The organism is Paenibacillus sp. MB22_1, assembly GCF_047200555.1.
Taxonomy (GTDB): domain Bacteria; phylum Bacillota; class Bacilli; order Paenibacillales; family Paenibacillaceae; genus Fontibacillus; species Fontibacillus phoenicis.
In genome coordinates, this window is record NZ_JBLADV010000002.1 from 622,036 (window position 1) to 642,500 (window position 20,465).

Sequence of the window (20,465 nt, forward strand, 5' to 3'; positions counted from 1 at the left end):
AACAGTATATATGAAGGTGCATACTAGCGTCAACCGCAAAAGTACCAAAAGATGTAAAGTCGAACTTTGTCAAGGGTATATGGTAGTAGAACTCGAGAATGCCCTTTCATTCCCTACGCCATCGTTCAAACAACTGTCTCAGCTCCGGACTTAGCTTGGCATCCAGCGTATTGCGGCTGGAATTGGCGCTGCGCTCAGCGATTTTGGCCTGGATTTCCTTCTCGCTTTGCTCCACCTGGATCAAGAGTTCCCTGGCCGAAATCCGCAGTGCGCCCTGTCCAAAAATCACATGCTGCTCCACCATATCGCTCGTGGCAACATAGATTTGCCGGCGACGGTGGCTCAGCTCGCCGACCAGCCGTTCAATGCATTCGTCCGCCGTTTCCTTCTCCTTGGTGAATACCAGCTCCACCTTGTTTTGGGTATAGGACTTTCCCAGCCCCGGAACCCGATAAGCATCAAAGACGACGATCACCTTTCTCCCGGAAAAAGCTTGATAATCGGCGAGCCGCTCAAGCAGCCTGTCCCTTGCGGCTTGCAGATCCCGCTTGGACAGTTCCGCCAGCTCGGGCCAGCCGCCGATCATATTGTATCCGTCAACCAATAGCACATCGCGCACATCGCGCATGCCTTTATCCTTCAGCGCGTCGTCTGCGCAGCACTTCGTACATAATGACCCCGGCGGCAACCGAGGCGTTCAGGGAATTGAGCCGTCCGTTCATCGGGAGCTTGACCAGGACGTCGCACGTTTCCCGAACGAGGCGTCCCATACCTTTGTTCTCATTGCCGATGACGATCGCCACCGGCCCAGTCAGCACGTTGCCGCTGCGGTACATCTCTTCTTTTGCGCCTACGTCTGTACCAACGATCCATACGCCTGCTTCCTTCAATTGCTCCATGGTCTGAACCAAATTCGTTACTCGTGCCACGGGAACGTACTCCACCGCTCCGGCCGAGGTTTTCGATACGGTGGCAGTCACCGCCGCCGAGCGGCGTTTAGGAATGATCACTCCATGCACCCCGGTACACTCTGCCGTCCGGAGAATCGAGCCCAGATTATGCGGGTCTTCGATCTCGTCCAGAATCAGCAAGAAAGGCGGTTCCCCGCGTTCCTGCGCACGGGCTAGCAAATCGTCCACTTCCGCGTAGGCGTAAGGGGCAACTTGAGCGACCACGCCCTGATGCTGCAAGCCCGGCGCCATTTGGTCCAGCTTGCGCTTGTCCACAAATTGCACGACAATGCCGTGTTTTTTCGCTTCAGCCACGATCGGCTGGGTGAGATGCTTCTGGGCGCCTTCGGCTACCCATATTTTATTGATTGTGCGGCCGGCATGCAGCGCTTCAAGCAGCGAATGCTTGCCGCCAATCCATTCTTGTTCCTCCATCGGAATCCTCCTATGCAATGGTAACGCGTTGTTAGTCACGGTCCCGATTGTCCTCCAAATCGGCAAACCCGTGGGCGATCAACTCGCGGAGGCGGTCATGCGCTCCGGTGTAATACAGATAACCGACCAAGCTCTCAAAAGCGGTGGCAAGGCGGTAATCCTGCACGTTGGCGTTCTTCGGCACCGTGCCGGATTTGGCGTTGCGCCCTTGGCGGACAACGTCTTTCTCTTCTTCTGTGAGCAGCGGCTCGATTCGCTCCAGCAGCCGCGCCTGGGCCTTGGCCGAGACGTACTTCGTCGATTGGCCATGCAGGTGATGGGGCCGCAAGTTCGGGCGGGCCATCACGTGCTGGCGGACGGCGACCTCGTAGACGGCGTCGCCGATGTAGGCGAGGGCGAGCGGCGGCAGCAGCCGAGCCGGCTTGGCGGGCGGATCCGGGAACCAGAGCGCGGCGGGTGCGCCGAGCTCGGGGGCCGCAGGACCGCCCTCTGGGGCGCGCGGCGGCTCGGGAGCCGCGGATTGCGCGGCGGCGCTGGGCGCCGCGGATTGCGCGGCGGCGCTGGGCGCGGCGGCCGCTAGGTCTGGCCGCGCCGCTGCGGCGGCGTCTTGGCCCGGCCAGGCGTCTGTGCCTAGGCCATGCCGGTCGCCTGCGCCGGCCCTTGGCTCATGCGGCCCGCTCATTTGCGCCGCCATCTCATGCCCTGCGGCGTATCTTCGAGCACGATGCCGCGGGCATCCAACAGGTCGCGGATTTCGTCCGCGCGCGCCCAGTTTTTGGCCTTCCGCGCTTCGGCCCGCTCCGCGATCAGCGCCTCGATCTCTTCGCCGGGCAGTTCGGTCTCCGGCGGCAAAGCGATGCGCAGCACGCCGTTCATCTCCTCGAACAACTGCAGCGCCGCTTCCAGATCGCCGCGTGCCGTCACCGGCTGCTGCAGCAGCGCATTCACCTCGCTCACCCACTCAAACACCGCCGTAATCGCGTCCGGGGTGTTGAAGTCGTCCTGCATTTTGGCATGGAACAAATTGCGGATCGTTTCCAGCTTCTCTGCCCACTCCGGCGTAACCTTCGTTTCGCCGCCCTGCGGTGCCGTATTCAGCCGATGACGAAGGTTGTTCGCGGCGTTGCTGATCCGTTCCACGCTGCGCTCAGCTTGCCGCATCGTCTCTTCCGAGAAATTCAGCGGATTGCGATAGTGGGTCGACAGCATGAAGTAACGGATCGCTTCCCGTTTATATTGTGCGCGCAAATCCTTGACAAGTACGCCGTTGCCCAGGGATTTGGACATTTTTTCCCCGTCGATATTGATATATCCGTTATGCATCCAGTATCTGGCCAACGGCTTGCCAGTGGCGGCTTCCGACTGCGCGACTTCGCATTCATGGTGAGGGAACTGCAGGTCCTGGCCCCCGCCGTGAATATCCAGCGTGTCCCCTAGCAGCTGCCGGGACATCGCCGAGCATTCGATATGCCAGCCGGGACGGCCTTCGCCCCATGGGCTGCTCCAATGGATTTCGCCGGGCTTGGCCGCTTTCCAGAGCACGAAATCCTCCGGATGTTCCTTGCGTTCGTCCACGTCGATGCGGATGCCGAACTGCAGCTCGCCGATATTTTGACCGGACAGCTTGCCGTATTCCGGGAATTTGTGCGTACGGAAAAATACGTCCCCGCCGCTTTCATAGGCAAATCCTTTTTGCTCCAGGTCGCGGATAAAGTTGATGATCACATCCATGTTCTCCGTAACCCGCGGATTTGCTGTGGCGCGCGGAATCCCCAGCCCGTCCAGATCCTCGTAATAGGCTTTAATGAACATCTCGGCGACTTCCGGCACGGTGAGGTTCATCTCTTCTGCTTTGCGAATCAGCTTGTCATCTACATCCGTAAAGTTCACGACGTAGTTCACGTCGTATCGCTGATTCTCCAGGTAGCTGCGCACCACATCAAAAAAGATCATCGGCCGCGCATTTCCAATATGAATATAACCGTATACGGTAGGTCCGCAAACATACATCTTCACTTTCCCCGGCGTCAGGCTGACGAACTCTTCCTTCGCCCGGGTGAGGGTGTTATAGATCTGCAATCCCATACTACACTTTCCTTCCCTGTAAGGTTGATTTCTTGTGGTAGTTTTCCAATCGGCTTCCCATCACGATGTATCTCAAAGGGTGGGCTCGGCGTCGAATCGGTCCCCATCGCTAACGGACCTCAGAGACCTTATTGTCTCATTTCCCGGGGATTTCCCGGTTTAACGGACTCCAGCGGCCTTATTCCGCCAAAATCCCATACAGAGCGAGCAATCTTGGGCAAATAACGTCATCTCTGTCCGTTAGGTTTGAGACAGCCCGTATTCCAGTACATTAACGTCTCTAGAGTCCGCTAGACGCGGGAAGCTCGACCGCCAGCACCCGTTCACATCTCCGTCGGCTGCTTCTCGCGCAGCTGTTGCTTGAGCTCTCGAACTTCGCTGCGCAATTGCTCAATCTCACGCTGCATTTCGCGCATCGCGTCGACCACCGGGTCCGGCAGTTGATGGCTGAGCCGGTCCAGACGTTTTCCGTCCTGGCGAACCACTTTCCCCGGGATGCCAACCACGGTGCTGCCGGCAGGTACCTCCTTCAGGACAACCGAGTTCGCTCCAATGTTCGCCTGATCTCCGATCTTAAACGAACCAAGCACCTTCGCCCCGGAACCGATCACAACATTGTTGCCGACGGTTGGATGCCGTTTGCCTTTTTCCTTCCCGCTGCCGCCCAGCGTGACTCCCTGATAGATAACCACATCGTCCCCGATTTCGCAAGTTTCCCCAATGACGACGCCCATGCCATGGTCAATGAACAGCCGATTGCCAATTCGCGCTCCAGGATGGATTTCAATGCCGGTAAAAAAGCGACTGACCTGCGAAATGATGCGTGCCGTCGTATACCAGCGGTGACGATAGAAAAAGTGCGCAATCCGGTGGCTCCAAATCGCATGCAGACCGGAATAGGTAAAGATCACTTCGAACCAGCTGCGTGCCGCCGGGTCGTTGTCGAACACCGCCTGGATATCGGATCGGATTCTCTTGAACATAGTCTTCCCCACCTTCTTTTCCTATCGCAAACAGATACCTAATAAGAAAAACGTCTATCGACGTACATTCAAAGTAGACAGACCGCGTTTAGCGGAAGTTTTTCTTGCGATATCAGGATGCCAATCCCCCGAAGTTTATACTTTCTGATATCTAAAAAAAACGCCCCTGCAGCTTACGCTGCAGAGACGCCTGACGACGCGGTTCCACTCTGCTTTGGATGAGTTAGCCTCAGGGGCCGGTTGATGCCCATCACAGGTTCAATCAAGCCTTTGTCTTAAGCCGACTCCTCCCTCTTAAGGTCCTTAACGCGGACAAAACGGCGAAAGCTACCTTCGCCTCATTCAAGGCGTGTTCGCATTCGCGGCTCCCGGGTGCATTTCCGCCAGCACATATCCGGATAACTTCCAGCCTGGTATCTTCTTTGCGTGGTCCGCTCTGAAGGGTCCCGGTTATCCTCTCTGGTCGATACGGCTGATCGCGTACTTCTCCCGATCTATGCCATTTTGGCTCTAAAGACGGCGGTCTGCCGCCATGGTTCTAGTTGCAAGGTCTATCTGCATTAATATTACCTAATGGACGTCCTACTGACAATGGTAGCCCGAAAAAAATGTATCCCTTCTAACGCTGATCACAGACGTTATTCGAGCAAAAAAAGGGTACATTCAGCGCTAACTCTTGCCAGACACCTTATTCCTTGATTTCAGCAAGGAAATGAGCATAATTTGCCACAATAAGCACACTAACAAGCGTTAGAACAGAAAACTCGTTCGTTTCGCCTAAATAAGTGCTGTGGCAAGCGTTAGCGCAATATCGATATGCACCGTGTGAACTCTTCTCCCAAGTCAGCTTTGACCTAGCCGCCCGGCGCCCTACAAAGCGGCGATCCGCGCCTTCAACCGATCAACGACCTTGTCCCGGCCTAGCAGGAAAATCGTCTGGTTCAAGTCACGGCCATGCATTTGGCCGGTCAACGCCACGCGGATCGGCATGAACAGGCCTTTCCCTTTGCTGCCGGTCTCTTTCTGCACCTCTTTGATGGCGGCGCCGATGTTCTCCACGCTGAAGTCGGCAAGGCCTTCAACCTTAGCCAAGAACGTCGACAGCACGCTTGGCACTTGCGGCTCGGCCAGCACGGCAGCTGCTTCTTCGTCCACCGACAGCTCGCTGCGGAAGAACAACTCCGACAGCTCCACGATATCTGAAGCAGCCGTCATTTGCTCTTGATACAACGCAACAAGCGCCTCGGCCCATGCTTGTTGCTCCGGCGACAGCTCGGCCGGTAGCCGTCCAGCCCGTTGCAGATGCGGGATAGCCAGCGAAGCGATCCGCTTCGGATCGGCGTTCTTGATGTAATGATTGTTCAGGTGCGCCAGCTTGTTCGTATCAAACACCGCCGGGCTGCGCGATAAACGGTTCGCATCGAAGATCGAAATCAGCTCATCCTTGCTGAAAATCTCCTCTTCCCCTTCCGGCGACCAGCCAAGCAGGGCGATAAAGTTAAACATCGCTTCCGGCAAATAACCGAGCTGATCGTACTGCTCGATAAATTGAATGACCGATTCGTCGCGTTTGCTTAGCTTTTTGTGGTTCTCCCCGACGATCAGCGTCATATGCCCAAATACCGGCGGTTCCCAACCAAACGCATCATAGATCATTAACTGACGAGGCGTATTGGACACGTGGTCCTCTCCGCGCAGCACGTGCGTGATGTTCATCAGATGATCGTCCAGCACTACGGCGAAGTTGTAGGTTGGGATGCCGTCTTTTTTCACAATGACAAAATCCCCGCTGACGTCGGATTCAAACGAAATCGGCCCTTTCACCAAATCGTCGAACGTAAACGTACGGCCTTCCGGTACACGGAATCGGATGCTGTATTGGCGGCCTTCCGCGTCGTATGCAGCCAGTTGCTCCGGCGTCAGGTGACGGCATTTCCCGGAGTATCGCGGAGTCTCGCCGCGAGCCATCTGCTCCTCGCGTTCCTTCTCGAGCTCTTCTTCCGTACAGTAGCAACGATAAGCAAGCCCCCGGTCCAGCAAATCCTGCACCAGCGGGCGATACAAATCCAGACGCTCCGTTTGCCGGTACGGTCCGTAGTTCCCGCCGACATCTACGCTTTCGTCCCAATCCATGCCCAACCACTTGAGGTAGGTCAGCTGGTTCTCCTCACCGCCGGCCACGTTGCGCTTCACGTCCGTATCTTCGATGCGGATGATGAATTTCCCCCCGTGATGTCTGGCAAACAAATAATTAAATAACGCCGTTCTGGCGTTCCCGATATGTAAATGACCCGTTGGACTCGGCGCATAGCGCACGCGTACTTCAGCCATTCCAATCCCCTCCCTAGTTTTAAGACGTTGCCGTCAAGGCTCTATCCTTTAGCGAAAATACTACCTCACAAGCTTATGATGATAACACATTCTGAACCAGACAGACAACGCATTGCGCCGCAATGCCTTCACCGCGTCCAGCAAACCCGAGCTGCTCGGTGGTCGTAGCCTTTACGTTAATGAGCTCCGGCTCGGCGCCCAGGGTGCGGGCAATAACCTCCACCATTTGCGGGATGTGCGGGGCCATCTTCGGTTTTTGTGCAATAATCGTTGCGTCCAGGTTGCCGATGCGGTACCCTTTCTCAATAGCCATATCCCATACTCGCTGCAACAATACCACGCTATCCGCATCTTTAAACGCCGGATCGGTATCCGGGAAATGGCGGCCGATATCACCTAACCCCAGCGCCCCCAAAATGGCGTCGCTGATCGCATGCAACAACACGTCGGCGTCCGAGTGCCCCAGCAAGCCTTTCTCATATGGGATATGCACCCCGCCGATAATACACGGCCTGCCCTCCACGAGCTGATGCACGTCAAAGCCTTGTCCTACTCTAAACATCCTCTACCCTCTCCCAGTCATCTTTTAATCACGAAGCAGCTCGAGGAGGTGAACTCGACATTGAATCTTGAATTCACTCAGTCGCTCCGCGATGAACTTTACCCCTGCCTCTTCCTCCGGATAAACTCCGCGTAATCCAGGTCCTCGGGCGTCGTGATTTTAATATTGTCATAGGCCCCTTCCACCAGCTTGACGGGGATGCCCAGCCGTTCGACCAGCATCGCGTCGTCGGTGCCGACGAAGCCTTCCTCCACGGCCCGATCATGGGCCGCCAGCAGATCGGTACGCTGAAAAGCCTGCGGTGTCTGTATCGCCCACAGGCTGCGCCGGTCCGGGGTCGCTGCGACAAAGCCCTGCGCGTCCGCCTGCTTGATCGTATCCTTCACCGGTACGGCAAGGACGGCCGCGCCATGCGTTCTTACGGCTTCGCAGCAAGCCGTGATTTGCTCACTCGTGACAAAAGGGCGGACGCCGTCATGCACCAGTACCCAAGGCGTGCTGAGATGCAGCAAGCCTTGGCGCACCGAGTCTTGACGCTCAGCCCCGCCCGGAATAATTTGTATTTGTTCGCCTATGCCATATTCGGCAATCCATGACCGGCACCGGTCCACATCCTGCTTCCCGGTGACAAGCACGATTTGCGAGATCAACGGATGACGCCGAAACACCTCCAGCGTATGAATAAAGATCGGCTTCCCGTCCAGCAGAAGATACTGCTTGCTTTCCACCGTCCCCATCCGTGTGCCGCGGCCTGCCGCCACCACGATGACTCCCGTATCGCCGCTTGCTTGCAACCCTATCATGATCTGCCTCACCTTTAACTGAATTCAACCGCACCGCAGCTAGTGCAGCGCAGTTAATTCCATCATACCGAATTACTGGGCTTTTTCCAACAGTTTTGGTTTGGCAAAAATCATTCGTCCCGCCGAGGTCTGCAGCACACTGGTCACCAGCACCTCCGTAATGGTGCCAATGTAGTCGCGTCCGCCTTCGACGACGATCATCGTCCCGTCATCCAAGTAAGCGACCCCTTGTCCGTGCTCCTTGCCGTCCTTGATCACCTGAACCATAATTTCTTCACCAGGCAGCACGACCGGTTTGACCGCATTGGCCAAATCGTTGATGTTCAGCACAGATACGCCCTGCAGCTCGCACACCTTGTTCAAGTTAAAATCGTTCGTCACGACCTTCCCCTGCAGGACCTTGGCCAGTTTGACGAGCTTGCTGTCCACCTCGGAGATTTCCTCGAAATCCCCTTCATAAATCATAACCTTAACGTCCAGCTCTTTCTGGATTTTGTTCAGGATATCCAGCCCCCGCCGCCCGCGGTTTCGCTTGAGCAAATCCGAGGAATCGGCGATATGCTGAAGCTCCTCCAGTACGAACTCCGGAATGACAATCGTTCCTTCGATAAAGCCGGTTTTACAGATGTCGGCAATTCGTCCGTCGATAATCACGCTCGTATCCAAAATTTTGTGTTCCTCTGCCCAGCGCTCCTCTTCCGGAGCGGGAGCCCCCCATTTACCGGACTTCCAAAGCGAGGACAGCTCTTCCTTCTTCGCCAGCCCAACGTAGAGCCCAATGTAGCCAAACAGCGCCGATACCGCGAATTGCGCCATGCTCTCCAGCGTGCCGAGCCAGGACAGCAGGGGGTAGACCATTAAGGAAAGAAGAAGTCCCGCAGTCAAACCGGCCGCACCGGCAGCCATTTCATTCATCGGGATCCGCGTTAAAGCGGCAATCCATGTTTTTACTTTGGAAGAAACGACGTCTGCAGCCATAGAGAACAGGAACAAGAACAGTAGCGCACCAGCCGCAGCCCAGATCAAATTAGCTGCGATCGGGTTCATTTCGCGAAACCAGTCGCTCGCAGCCCCCGGTAACACACCGGACAAGCCGCCGGTCGTATAACCGAACCAGGCCCCGCATAAACCAGCTAGAATCATCGAGTATTTTTTCAGCACGTCTCTCTTCACCTCCTGAATAAGTATCTTCTTTAGCCAGTATGAACCAATTTCAGAGCACCTAATCCTGGACCCTCACTTTTTTCCAAAAAAGTACCAACGAAAATCCAAATGCACCCCATAACGATGGGATTTCAGGTTGATCTTGAAGGAAAAGGTGGAATATAATGAATTCAATTCATAATATTGAGGTGGATGGAAAATGAGCGCACCAAGCCTACAGTCTTTTCAAGACCAAGTTTCTGAACTGTTGCTCCGTCACCGCAGCCTGTTGGATGTCTTGTCGAAGATGGGACAAACCAACGCCGCTGCCGTCCGTTCCGTGACCAAATCCGTAACCGAATGCGGTTGCATCGAGCTGCACGCCACCAAACAAGACTTCGAACCAGGCATGAATTTGCAGCAAGCGAAAGAAACAATCGCCAAGCACGTCCATGGTGAGCTGTGCGAAAATTGCCGGGATGTCATTACTAATGAGCTTGGACGCAACCTTTTCTATATGTCCGCCCTTTGCAATTTGCTGGATATTAACATGGAAGAGATCGTGGAGCGCGAATCGCAAAAATGCGCCACGCTGGGGTTTTTTAACTTATCGTAAGCGTATCTTGTACTTAGGTAATGGGGAAAATGCAATCGTAAGAGGAAATCAAAAAGGCATCGATCCTTTCCGCCCGCGGGAGATCCATGCCTTTTTTCTTATTGGTGGGGTTGTTTGGTTGTTCTCATCGTTTGGGACGATACGCTTCTTGAGCATCATTGTCTTCATCGTCCTGATGTTTGCGGCGAAGCAGCCGGTTGATGTTCTGCCGAAGACCGTATGCCGCGTAAATGACCAATGGGATAAAAATCAACTTGGCTGTCTGATCCGGAAATACGACGGCGATCACCACCGCAAAAATTACAACCAGCGGCGTATACACGATGGTTCTCTTTGGTAAGCCGATCTTTTTGAAATTCGGATATCTTACCGTGCTAATCATCAAATACGATAACAGAATCATGGATACCACAAAGTATGGTGCCGAAATTTCCCGGTAAAACAGCGACAGTGTTGCCAGAACCCCGCCTGCAGCCGGAATCGGCAACCCGATGAAGTATCCGGGAGCTCCCTTCTGAACGTTAAACCGGGCCAGCCGCAACGCCCCGCACATCGGGAAGATGATCGTCACTGCCCAAGCGACGCCGGAAGGAATGCTGTGAAAGGAAATCATGTACATAATCAGTGCTGGAGCCAAACCAAATGAAATGAGATCCGATAAGGAATCGAGCTCTTTGCCGAACTCGCTTTGGGCGTTCAGAGCACGGGCAACCCGTCCGTCTAACCCATCGAGCAGCATCGCGACAATTACCATAATGGCGGCCAAGCTAAATCGGCCTTCCATTGCCAGCAGAATCGCCAGCGTTCCGAGAACCATGTTACCTAAGGTAAACAGGTTCGGAAGGGATTTTGTAATCATCTCTTCACCTCGAGTAGATATTCCTGAACCATTCATTGATGATAGGTGATTTAGATTTGTCTGTCAATGAATACCTGTTCTTGCAAGCGTTTGAGCCCCTCTTTGATGGAGCGTGCTCGCACTTCGCCGATCCCGTCAACTTCATCCAATTCCTCAATGCTGGCCATCATCACATTGGGTAAACGACCAAACCGTTCGACCAGGTTGTGAATGATGACATTCGGCAAACGCGGAATTTTGTTCAACACCCGATACCCGCGCGGTGAGATCAACTCCTCTGAAGTTGCGGCGGAAGAAGGATAGCCCAAAAGCTTCGTAATATGGTTATCATCCAGCAGTTCATCGTCGGTGGAGCGCTTCAGCCCCATAATAATTTCTCGAATCGCTTCATCGCTGTCATCCTTGGCATAGTCCTTATACAACAGCCATGCCTCTTCCTCCATGTTGCTGACCAGCTCCTCCATCTGCATACTGATCAGACGTCCCTCGGTTCCCAATTCATTGATGAACCGTTTGATCTCCATTTTGATCCGGATGACCATTTCCACCCGTTGAATGACGTTGATCACCTCTGGCAAGGACACAAGCTCCTCGAACTCGGAAGCTGTCAGGTTCGTTAAGGCTTGATTCAGAACGGAGCGGTATTTCTCCAACGTCTGAATCGCCTGGTTCGCCTTCGTTAGGATCACGCCGATCTCCTTCAGGGCATATCGCAATCCCCCTTGGTACAGCGTGATGATGTTCCGGCGCTGGGAGATGGATACAACCAGCTTGCCGGTCTGTTTGGCCACCCGTTCAGCCGTACGGTGCCGAATCCCTGTTTCCGAGGAAGCGATCGAGGAGTCGGGGATCAGTTGAGTATTGGCATACAGTATCCGCTTCAAGTCTTCGCTAAGGATAATGGCTCCGTCCATTTTGGCCAGCTCATAGAGATAGTTCGGCGAGAAATCACAGTTGATGGAGAAGCCGCCCTCAACGACTTCCATGACCTCCGGGCTGTAACCAACAACAATCAGACCACCGGTTTTGGCCCGTAACACGTTTTCGAGTCCGTCACGAAAAGCCGTTCCCGGTGCGACAAGTTTCAGCAATTCGTTCATTTTCTCTGCATGGGTAGTTTCCTTCATCATCTAATGCCCCCTAATCTAACGCAACAGCTAGCGCATCTGCAACGGTATTTACACCTATTAATTGGATCCCTTGCGGACCTTTCCACCCTTTCATGCTCTTCTCCGGCAAAATGACTCGTTTAAAGCCCAGCTTGGCCGCTTCCTTCACGCGTTGCTCCGCCCGGGAAACTGCCCGCACTTCGCCGGTCAAACCAACTTCTCCAAAGAACACGTCATACGGCTTCGTTGGGATGTCGCGGAAGCTTGAAGCTACACTTACCGCGATGGCCAGATCGACCGCCGGTTCATCCAGCTTCACCCCGCCGGCCAGGTTGACGTAAGCGTCCTGATTTTGCAGGAACATCCCCATTCGCTTCTCAAGGACGGCGATAATCAGGTTCATCCGCTGATAGTCTACCCCCGTGGCCATCCGTCTTGGCGAAGGAAAATGGGTGGCTGAAATCAAGGCCTGCAGCTCGACCAGCATCGGGCGCGTCCCCTCCATGCTGGCAACGACAGTGGAGCCCGCCACGCCGAGCGGCCGTTCGGATAGAAACAGCTCCGACGGATTTGCCACCTCCGCCAGGCCGGATTCGTTCATTTCAAAAATGCCAATTTCGTTAGTCGAACCAAAGCGGTTCTTCACGGCCCGAAGCAACCGATAGGAATGATGCCGTTCGCCTTCGAAATACAACACGCAATCGACCATATGCTCCAGCAGACGCGGTCCGGCGATCGCCCCTTCCTTGGTCACGTGACCGACCAGCACCGTGGCAATGCCTTGCCCTTTGGCAATCCGCATAAACCTTGCAGTACATTCCCGCACCTGTGATACACTTCCGGGAGCGCTGGTAACCTCCGGCAAGTAAACCGTCTGGATCGAATCGATCACCAGGAAATTCGGTTTGACCTGTTCGATCGCTTCTTCGATCCCGTCCATGCTGCTTTCGCACAAGACGAACAGTTCCGCAGACAAGGCTCCCAACCGTTCCGCCCGTAACTTCGTCTGGCGGACGGATTCCTCCCCTGAGATATACAAGACTCTCAGGCCGCTGCGCGCCATTTCATGCGAGGTCTGCAGCAACAGGGTCGATTTCCCGATACCGGGATCTCCCCCAACCAGGACCAGCGAGCCCGGCACGACACCGCCGCCAAGCACCCGGTTTAATTCCCCGATGCCCGTTTGAATTCGCGGTTCTTTGCCGCTCTCTATATTTATGATCGATTCCGGCTTTTCTTTCGCATGAAAAATCCCGGAAGTCATTCCCTGCGTTTTGACGGGTTTCTCCACTTCTTCGACCATGGAGTTCCAAGCGCCGCAGCCCGGGCATTTTCCATACCATTTGGGCGATTCATAACCGCAATCGGAGCAAAAAAACTTATGTTTTACTTTAACCATTTATCTCTCCTTCTCGCCTCTGCAATATTTTACAGACTTAGCAGACACCGTATCGTTAGGGTTACTAAAATTTTACCACCCTTTCGCTTTGATCGAAAGCTATGAGACCACGGCCGCCATGGCGGCAGGATTTAAAAAAGGCAGCCCCAAAGCATCGCTTTGGAAGCTGCCTTTCACTTATTTCATCGGCTTTAACGTTACGGATTTGTAGAATTTAACTACATTTTTTACACAAGTTACGCATTTTTGATGAACGTTCCCGTACGTTCGACCTTCAGTTCACCATTTTCTTCGTCAATCGTCAACGAGTCGCCTTTCTTCACGTTGCCGGTCAGCAGTTCTTCGGACAGTCGGTCTTCGATATGCTTCTGAATTGCCCGGCGGAGCGGACGTGCGCCATACGCAGGATCGTAGCCCACCTTCGCCAGGAACGCCTTCGCCCGATCAGTCAGCGTAAAGTCGACATCGTATTCGCGCAGGCGTTTACGCAGTTCTTCGGACATCAGGGTGACGATTTGACCGATATGTTGCTCCTCGAGCGAATGGAAGACGATAATTTCGTCGATCCGGTTCAGGAACTCCGGACGGAAGCTCTTCTTCAGCTCTTCCATCACTTTGCCCTTCATGTTCTCGTAATCCGCGCCCGCATCTTGAACCGCGGTGAATCCGAGACGTGTATTGCGTTTGATCGCATCAGCGCCCACGTTCGAGGTCAAGATGATCAGCGTGTTGCGGAAATCGACCACACGGCCCTTGGAGTCGGTCAACCGGCCGTCTTCCAGCACTTGAAGCAGAATATTAAACACTTCCGGATGCGCCTTCTCGATTTCGTCCAGCAGGACAACGGAATACGGTTTGCGGCGCACTTTCTCGGTCAACTGGCCGCCTTCTTCATATCCGACATATCCTGGAGGTGCGCCAACGAGACGGGCTGTGGAGTGTTTCTCCATGTACTCGGACATGTCGATCCGGATCACGGCGTTCTCGTCGCCAAACATCGCTTCGGCAAGTGCGCGAGCCAGCTCGGTTTTACCTACCCCGGTTGGACCCAGGAAGATAAAGGAGCCCATCGGACGCTTCGGATCCTTGAGTCCTGCACGTGCCCGGCGGATCGCCCGGCTGACCGCCTTCACGGCTTCCTCTTGCCCGATGACACGCTCATGCAGGATTTTCTCCATATTGAGCAAGCGTTCGGTTTCCTCTTCCTTCAGCTTGTTAACCGGAATTCCCGTCCAGCTGGCAACGACTTGGGCGATATCCTCCGGCGTAACTTCGGAATCGGTGCGTCCTTGTTTTTCTTTCCATTGGTTCTTCGTCGTGTCGAGCTCTTCGCGAATCTTCTGTTCTGTATCACGAAGCGCCGCCGCTTTCTCGAATTCCTGGCTTTGCACCGCCGCGTCTTTCTCCTTGCGGATGTCCTCCAGGCGGCTTTCCAGCTGTTTCAGATTCGGCGGTACCGTGTACGAGTTGAGCCTTACTTTAGACCCCGCCTCGTCAATCAGGTCGATCGCTTTGTCCGGCAGGAAGCGGTCTTGGATGTAGCGGTCGGACAATTTGACCGCTTGCTCGATCGCCTCGTCGGTGATTTTCACGCGATGGTGCGCTTCATAGCGATCACGCAGCCCGTGCAGGATTTGGATCGCTTCTTCGACCGACGGCTGATCCACCGTGATCGGTTGGAAACGACGTTCCAGCGCGGCGTCTTTTTCGATATATTTCCGGTATTCATCCAGCGTGGTTGCGCCGATGCATTGCAGCTCGCCGCGTGCCAGCGCCGGCTTCAAGATGTTCGAAGCATCGATGGCGCCTTCTGCGCCGCCGGCTCCGATCAACGTGTGCAGCTCGTCGATAAAGAGGATGATATTCCCGGCTTGGCGAATTTCGTCCATGATCTTTTTCAAGCGGTCCTCAAACTCACCGCGGTATTTCGTCCCCGCAACGACGGAGCCCATATCCAACGTCATGACACGTTTGTCACGCAGCGTCTCCGGAATTTCGTTGTTGATGATCTTTTGCGCGAGACCTTCAGCGATGGCTGTTTTCCCGACGCCGGGTTCCCCGATCAGCACCGGATTGTTCTTCGTCCGGCGGCTCAACACCTGGATCACCCGTTCGATTTCTTTGCTGCGGCCGATCACCGGATCCAAATTGCCCTCTTTAGCCGCAGCTGTCAAGTCGCGGGCCAAGCTGTCCAACGTTGGGGTATTCACGTTCGTTGGGGTGCCGTGATGGCTGGATACGGCCTCACTGCTGCCCAGTAGCTGCAGCACTTGCTGGCGCGCTTTGTTCAAGCTGATGCCAAGGTTGTTCAGGACGCGGGCCGCTACGCCTTCCCCTTCACGAATCAGGCCGAGCAAAATATGCTCTGTCCCAACATACGTATGGCCGAGTTTACGCGCTTCATCCATGGACAGCTCGATCACTTTCTTGGCACGCGGTGTATAAGCGATATTGGTCGGTTGCTCTTGTCCGCGGCCGATCAGCGTTTCCACTTCATCCTGTATTTTCTCAAGTCCCAGACCCAATCCGATCAGTGCCTTGGCGGCGATGCCTTCGCCTTCACGGATCAGGCCGAGCAGTACGTGTTCTGTACCGATATTGTTATGTCCGAGTCTTACGGCTTCTTCTTGAGCTAGTGCCAACACCTTCTGCGCACGCTCCGTAAATCTTCCAAACATCATCTTCTCCTACACCTCCATAGTTGGTACTACCCGTTATTTTCCCATTCGTTCCCGAATGAGTTTGGCGCGGTACATATCCCGTTCCCCCGGGGACATGCTGCTGCTAAATTTCTTCTGCAAAAAACCGGGCTGCGTCATGACGTTCAATTCATTTAGCGCTTGAGTTGATACGCCTTCGATTAACCCTAAGTCAACGCCGAGCCGGACATCCGACAGCCGCTGGGCGGCTTCCTTCGAGTCGATGATGTACGCCTGGGACAAAATCCCGTAGGAGCGCATCACCCGGTCCATCATGCGCAGCCGCGATTCGCTGATCAGCTTCTCACGCGCCGTCTTCTCATGCTGAATGATCTGCAGAACCACGCCGTATAAATTTTCGATGATCTCAGCTTCGCTTTGTCCTAGTGTAATCTGATTTGAGATTTGAAACAAGTTACCCATCGCTTCGCTGCCTTCGCCGTAGATCCCGCGGACAGTTAAGCCGACCTGCGATACCGCAGATAAAATCCGCCCGATCTGCTGCGTCAGCACCAGTGCCGGCAAATGCATCATGACCGAAGCACGAAGTCCGGTTCCTACATTCGTCGGACAGCTGGTTAAGTATCCGCGCCGGTCGTCGAAGGCATAATCCACATGGGATTCGAAAATGTCGTCGATTGCCGTCGCTTTTTCCCAAGCCTCTTGAACCTGGAGCCCCGGATATAAACACTGGATGCGCAAATGATCCTCTTCGTTCACCATAATGCTCAGGCTCTCATCTTCGCTGATGAAGACCGCTCCATTTCTGGAGTCATTCGCCAGGTTCGGACTGATCAAATGCTTCTCAACCAGTACTCGTTTATCCAATTCATCCAAGTCTGCAAGAAGCACCGGGTATAGCTTGCCGTGAGCCTGGAGTGCTTTATCGCTTAGAACCCCCTGCAGAAGCTTCAGCACCTCTTCCGATTGCGTGTTGGTGGCCAACATCGGGAAGGGATGGTGCAGGATGTTGCGGGCGATCCGTACCCGGCTGCTCATAACGATATCGGACTCTTTCCCTTTGCGGCTCATCCATTCGCTCAGCGGCTGTTCGGTAAATCGGAGATTGGTCACCCTACATCCCTCCTACTCTGCAGATAAGTTCTTCTCAAGCTCGCGAATTTGGTCCCGCAGCGCTGCTGCCACCTCGAACTCCTCTTGGAGGATCCGGTATTGCAGCTCACGGCGAAGATCCTCGAGCTTACGTTTTACTTGAATATGACCGCCGATCCGTTTTGGCACCTTCCCGACATGAACGGTATTGCCGTGGACCTTCTTAAACAGCGGATCCAGACGATCATTAAAATATTTGTAACAAGAACTGCACCCAAAACGCCCGATTTTGCTGAACTGGGAATACGTCATACCGCATTCTTCGCAGCGCAGATGTTCTGGTGTGCTGTGCCCGGAAATCTGACCTTTGGTCGCCGGGCCTAAATCAAGGAAGCCCGACAGCAGGTTATGAATCGAAAAGCCGCCCGAGGTGCCGGGAATCAGCTCCCCTTTTTCCCTGGCGCAGGTTTCACAGAAGTGAAACTCCGTCTTCTCACCATTCACGATTTTCGTAAAATGCAAGGTTGCCGGGCGTTTGCCGCATTCTTGGCATTGCATCGCACGTCCCTCCTTACGGGATAGACTAAGACAGCAGATCCTTAAACCTGTATTTGTGTTACATCATGCTGTTAACTCAACAATGAGATTAACATCGCTCGCATCATTCTTGCCCGGATCTGGTCGCGATACGGCAGTTTCACTGCCAGCACATCGCGGGATATCGCCGAGCGCATCATTGCGGCCTCCCGAGGGGTCAAAATACGGGCTTCCTCCAGGCGATAAATCAATCCTTCCGCCGCAGATTGCCCGATCTCTTCCCCAATCGATTCATGCAAGTGGGTGTGCAGCGATGATGGTCCCGGCAGTTGCAGGCGCCGAATCCGAACATAACCGCCACCGCCGCGCTTGCTCTCGACCAGATACCCCTTCTCCAGAGTAAAACGGGTGCTGATGACATAGTTAATTTGCGACGGCACGCAGGAAAATTGGTCGGCAAGTTCGTTACGTTGAATCTCTATAATCCCCTCAGGACTTTCATGCAAAATACTCTTGAGATATTTTTCGATGATATCGGAGATATTACGCATCACTCATCCTCCATTATTCCATACGTGTATCTCATGTTGCGGTTTGACACCACTAAAAGTCGTCAAGAATGGATGCGCGTCTTGGCTTGGAGGCACATCGCAATCGTCAAAATCGGTTGCTTGCCATGGGCGAAGAAGCACATATCATCGTCAAGAACGGATGCTGGCCGCTTGCTATGACATAAGATGCTTATCGCGTCGAATTGGTCATGGCCCGCGAGGCACATCGCATCATCAAGAACGGACGCTGTCATGGCCTAAGAGCATCGCACCGGATGCAGGTAATCACCTATAGGGCGCACTGTGATCCGGTTCTGTTCTGTTGACTTTGACTTTCTTTGACTTTATAAACATTATACCATAATTTGATGATTTGCCAAGAGGGGCTACAGTTTCAGTTCCAGTGTGGACTTTACGCTTACAAAATATTCGTGCTAAAGCGTATGAGAACACAGCCCAGTTGGTGCCTTTAGCACAGCGTGTCCTTCATCTTCAGGCGATTCCTGCAAAAATACAGTTATTTTGAGGGGGAGTGGCCGTTTTGCCTGGAATGCCTGCAAAAGTGCAGGCTTTTTGCGCCGATTTGCTCGAATTGACCTAAATCGAGAAAAATAACTGCACTTTTGCAGGCTTTGACCGAGAAATCGAGATTTCTCCGAAAAAAACTGTACTTTTGCAGGTTTCCAGCTCGGGGTAAGCACAAGTCAAACACAAAAAGAGCACCACCGATCATCGGCAGTGCTCTTTCTTCTTTGCTTGGCAGCGTCCTACTCTCCCAGGACCCTTCGGTCCAAGTACCATCGGCGCTGGAGGGCTTAACGGTCGTGTTCGGGATGGGAACGAGTGGAACCCCTCCGCCATTGCCACCAAACATGATTTTTTCGCTGCTTTTACTTCCGCACTTCAGCTTCAGCAAAAAATCAAACCTTATAAAAGGCGTGCAGCTAAAAATCGGTTCAAGGTTGAATCCTTGAAAACTGGATACGAAACTAGATTTGCATTTTAGCCCTATTCAGTTCCCGGGGTCCCCGAAAAGTACTCGGTGTACTCTCCGAAGCCTCCGCTTCACTTTTTGGGGTGAATTTTGGATAAGCCCTCGACCGATTAGTACCTGTCAGCTCCATGCCTTACGGCACTTCCACCTCAGGCCTATCAACCTTGTCGTCTTCAAGGGGTCTTACATACTGGGAAATCTCATCTTGAGGGGGGCTTCACGCTTAGATGCTTTCAGCGCTTATCCCGTCCGCACTTAGCTACCCAGCTGTGCTCCTGGCGGAACAACTGGTGCACCAGCGGTGCGTCCATCCCGGTCCTCTCGTACTAAGGACAGCTCCTCTCAAATTTCCTGCGCCCACGACAGATAGGGACCGAACTGTCTCACGACGTTCTGAACCCAGCTCGCGTACCGCTTTAATGGGCGAACAGCCCAACCCTTGGGACCTACTTCAGCCCCAGGATGCGATGAGCCGACATCGAGGTGCCAAACCTCCCCGTCGATGTGGACTCTTGGGGGAGATAAGCCTGTTATCCCCAGGGTAGCTTTTATCCGTTGAGCGATGGCCCTTCCATGCGGTACCACCGGATCACTAAGCCCGACTTTCGTCCCTGCTCGACTTGTCAGTCTCGCAGTCAAGCTCCCTTCTGCCTTTGCACTCTTCGAATGATTTCCAACCATTCTGAGGGAACCTTGGGGCGCCTCCGTTACTCTTTAGGAGGCGACCGCCCCAGTCAAACTGCCCACCTGACACTGTCCCCGTACCGGATCACGGCACCAGGTTAGAACCTAGATACGATCAGGGTGGTATCCCAACGGCGCCTCCACCGAAGCTGGCGCTCCGGCTTCCTAGGCTCCCACCTATCCTGTACAAATCGTATCAAAGTCCAATATCAAGCTGCAGTAAAGCTCCATGGGGTCTTTCCGTCTTGTCGCGGGTAACCTGCATCTTCACAGGTATTAAAACTTCACCGGATCTCTCGTTGAGACAGCGCCCAAGTCGTTACGCCATTCGTGCGGGTCAGAATTTACCTGACAAGGAATTTCGCTACCTTAGGACCGTTATAGTTACGGCCGCCGTTTACTGGGGCTTCGGTTCACAGCTTCGGGCTAAACCCTAACCGCTCCCCTTAACCTTCCAGCACCGGGCAGGCGTCAGCCCGTATACTTCGCCTTGCGGCTTCGCACAGACCTGTGTTTTTGCTAAACAGTCGCTTGGGCCTTTTCACTGCGGCCCCCTCGGGCTATTCACCCTACCGAGGCACCCCTTCTCCCGAAGTTACGGGGTCATTTTGCCGAGTTCCTTAACGAGAGTTCTTCCGCGCGCCTTAGAATTCTCTTCTCGCCTACCTGTGT

General features: G+C 54.0%; 17 protein-coding genes and 2 rRNA genes (1 of these 19 running past the window's edge). 1 reads left to right on the forward strand and 18 read right to left on the reverse strand.

What is annotated here, in order from left to right:
* Positions 1 to 106: 106 nt before the first annotated feature.
* The 9 genes from ACL02P_RS14740 to ACL02P_RS14780 all read right to left on the reverse strand — a co-directional run bounded on the left by ACL02P_RS14740 (position 107) and on the right by ACL02P_RS14780 (position 9,310).
* Positions 107 to 628 carry an NYN domain-containing protein gene (locus tag ACL02P_RS14740; RefSeq protein ID WP_016310701.1) on the reverse strand — a complete coding sequence of 174 codons (522 nt, stop codon included), beginning with the start codon at positions 626 to 628 and terminating at the stop codon, positions 107 to 109.
* 4 nt (positions 629 to 632) lie between these two features.
* Complete coding sequence (rlmB, locus tag ACL02P_RS14745; RefSeq protein ID WP_009226619.1) at positions 633 to 1,385, reverse strand: 23S rRNA (guanosine(2251)-2'-O)-methyltransferase RlmB; 753 nt, start codon at positions 1,383 to 1,385, stop codon at positions 633 to 635.
* Between the two features lie 31 nt (positions 1,386 to 1,416).
* Complete coding sequence (locus ACL02P_RS14750) at positions 1,417 to 1,794, reverse strand: Mini-ribonuclease 3 (RefSeq protein ID WP_009226618.1); 378 nt, start codon at positions 1,792 to 1,794, stop codon at positions 1,417 to 1,419.
* Between the two features lie 269 nt (positions 1,795 to 2,063).
* Complete coding sequence (gene cysS, locus ACL02P_RS14755; protein WP_412837558.1) at positions 2,064 to 3,470, reverse strand: cysteine--tRNA ligase; 1,407 nt, start codon at positions 3,468 to 3,470, stop codon at positions 2,064 to 2,066.
* A gap of 323 nt (positions 3,471 to 3,793) precedes the next feature.
* Positions 3,794 to 4,453 (reverse strand): serine O-acetyltransferase, encoded by a 660-nt coding sequence (gene cysE, locus ACL02P_RS14760; protein WP_036646399.1) that lies wholly within the window; start codon positions 4,451 to 4,453, stop codon positions 3,794 to 3,796.
* Between the two features lie 870 nt (positions 4,454 to 5,323).
* Positions 5,324 to 6,784, reverse strand: coding sequence for a glutamate--tRNA ligase (gltX, locus tag ACL02P_RS14765; protein WP_009226615.1), 1,461 nt, complete (start codon positions 6,782 to 6,784; stop codon positions 5,324 to 5,326).
* Between the two features lie 73 nt (positions 6,785 to 6,857).
* Positions 6,858 to 7,346: a 2-C-methyl-D-erythritol 2,4-cyclodiphosphate synthase gene (gene ispF / locus ACL02P_RS14770; RefSeq protein ID WP_009226614.1), complete on the reverse strand. Its 489-nt coding sequence runs from the start codon at positions 7,344 to 7,346 to the stop codon at positions 6,858 to 6,860.
* Positions 7,347 to 7,444: 98 nt separating this feature from the next.
* On the reverse strand, positions 7,445 to 8,149 hold the full coding sequence (gene ispD / locus ACL02P_RS14775; RefSeq protein WP_412837559.1) for a 2-C-methyl-D-erythritol 4-phosphate cytidylyltransferase: 705 nt from the start codon (positions 8,147 to 8,149) through the stop codon (positions 7,445 to 7,447).
* A gap of 72 nt (positions 8,150 to 8,221) precedes the next feature.
* Positions 8,222 to 9,310 (reverse strand): PIN/TRAM domain-containing protein, encoded by a 1,089-nt coding sequence (locus ACL02P_RS14780; protein ID WP_009226612.1) that lies wholly within the window; start codon positions 9,308 to 9,310, stop codon positions 8,222 to 8,224.
* A gap of 202 nt (positions 9,311 to 9,512) precedes the next feature.
* On the opposite strand from ACL02P_RS14780, the gene ACL02P_RS14785 reads away from it, so the two are divergent.
* Entirely contained in the window at positions 9,513 to 9,908 is a 396-nt protein-coding gene (locus tag ACL02P_RS14785) for a hypothetical protein (protein WP_009226611.1), read from the forward strand.
* A gap of 124 nt (positions 9,909 to 10,032) precedes the next feature.
* Here the strand turns inward: ACL02P_RS14785 and pssA are convergent, their stop codons facing one another.
* The 9 genes from pssA to ACL02P_RS14830 all read right to left on the reverse strand — a co-directional run.
* Positions 10,033 to 10,767, reverse strand: a complete 735-nt coding sequence (gene pssA, locus ACL02P_RS14790) for a CDP-diacylglycerol--serine O-phosphatidyltransferase (RefSeq protein ID WP_412837560.1) — start codon at positions 10,765 to 10,767, stop codon at positions 10,033 to 10,035.
* A gap of 50 nt (positions 10,768 to 10,817) precedes the next feature.
* Entirely contained in the window at positions 10,818 to 11,894 is a 1,077-nt protein-coding gene (disA, locus tag ACL02P_RS14795) for a DNA integrity scanning diadenylate cyclase DisA (RefSeq protein ID WP_028540159.1), read from the reverse strand.
* Positions 11,895 to 11,907: 13 nt separating this feature from the next.
* Positions 11,908 to 13,275, reverse strand: coding sequence for a DNA repair protein RadA (gene radA, locus ACL02P_RS14800; RefSeq protein ID WP_412837561.1), 1,368 nt, complete (start codon positions 13,273 to 13,275; stop codon positions 11,908 to 11,910).
* A 236-nt stretch (positions 13,276 to 13,511) separates the two neighbouring features.
* Positions 13,512 to 15,956 carry an ATP-dependent protease ATP-binding subunit ClpC gene (gene clpC / locus ACL02P_RS14805; RefSeq protein ID WP_009226607.1) on the reverse strand — a complete coding sequence of 815 codons (2,445 nt, stop codon included), beginning with the start codon at positions 15,954 to 15,956 and terminating at the stop codon, positions 13,512 to 13,514.
* Between the two features lie 33 nt (positions 15,957 to 15,989).
* Entirely contained in the window at positions 15,990 to 17,048 is a 1,059-nt protein-coding gene (locus tag ACL02P_RS14810) for a protein arginine kinase (protein ID WP_009226606.1), read from the reverse strand.
* A 12-nt stretch (positions 17,049 to 17,060) separates the two neighbouring features.
* Positions 17,061 to 17,585 carry a UvrB/UvrC motif-containing protein gene (locus tag ACL02P_RS14815; RefSeq protein ID WP_016310686.1) on the reverse strand — a complete coding sequence of 175 codons (525 nt, stop codon included), beginning with the start codon at positions 17,583 to 17,585 and terminating at the stop codon, positions 17,061 to 17,063.
* Positions 17,586 to 17,656: 71 nt separating this feature from the next.
* A complete protein-coding gene (locus ACL02P_RS14820; protein ID WP_260071826.1) occupies positions 17,657 to 18,115 on the reverse strand; it encodes a CtsR family transcriptional regulator in 459 nt (152 codons plus the stop codon).
* 754 nt (positions 18,116 to 18,869) lie between these two features.
* Positions 18,870 to 18,986, reverse strand: a 5S ribosomal RNA gene (rrf, locus tag ACL02P_RS14825).
* A gap of 213 nt (positions 18,987 to 19,199) precedes the next feature.
* Positions 19,200 to 20,465 (reverse strand): 23S ribosomal RNA (locus tag ACL02P_RS14830) (it continues 1,794 nt past the right edge of the window).

Coding starts and splice junctions, on each gene's coding strand:
- ACL02P_RS14740 (WP_016310701.1), bottom strand. CDS start 628: ATGCGCGATGTGCGCGATGTGCTATTGGTTGACGGATACAATATGATC.
- rlmB (WP_009226619.1), bottom strand. CDS start 1,385: ATGGAGGAACAAGAATGGATTGGCGGCAAGCATTCGCTGCTTGAAGCG.
- cysS (WP_412837558.1), bottom strand. CDS start 3,470: ATGGGATTGCAGATCTATAACACCCTCACCCGGGCGAAGGAAGAGTTC.
- cysE (WP_036646399.1), bottom strand. CDS start 4,453: ATGTTCAAGAGAATCCGATCCGATATCCAGGCGGTGTTCGACAACGAC.
- gltX (WP_009226615.1), bottom strand. CDS start 6,784: ATGGCTGAAGTACGCGTGCGCTATGCGCCGAGTCCAACGGGTCATTTA.
- ispF (WP_009226614.1), bottom strand. CDS start 7,346: ATGTTTAGAGTAGGACAAGGCTTTGACGTGCATCAGCTCGTGGAGGGC.
- ispD (WP_412837559.1), bottom strand. CDS start 8,149: ATGATAGGGTTGCAAGCAAGCGGCGATACGGGAGTCATCGTGGTGGCG.
- ACL02P_RS14785 (WP_009226611.1), top strand. CDS start 9,513: ATGAGCGCACCAAGCCTACAGTCTTTTCAAGACCAAGTTTCTGAACTG.
- pssA (WP_412837560.1), bottom strand. CDS start 10,767: ATGATTACAAAATCCCTTCCGAACCTGTTTACCTTAGGTAACATGGTT.
- disA (WP_028540159.1), bottom strand. CDS start 11,894: ATGAAGGAAACTACCCATGCAGAGAAAATGAACGAATTGCTGAAACTT.
- radA (WP_412837561.1), bottom strand. CDS start 13,275: ATGGTTAAAGTAAAACATAAGTTTTTTTGCTCCGATTGCGGTTATGAA.
- clpC (WP_009226607.1), bottom strand. CDS start 15,956: ATGATGTTTGGAAGATTTACGGAGCGTGCGCAGAAGGTGTTGGCACTA.
- ACL02P_RS14815 (WP_016310686.1), bottom strand. CDS start 17,585: ATGCAATGCCAAGAATGCGGCAAACGCCCGGCAACCTTGCATTTTACG.
- ACL02P_RS14820 (WP_260071826.1), bottom strand. CDS start 18,115: ATGCGTAATATCTCCGATATCATCGAAAAATATCTCAAGAGTATTTTG.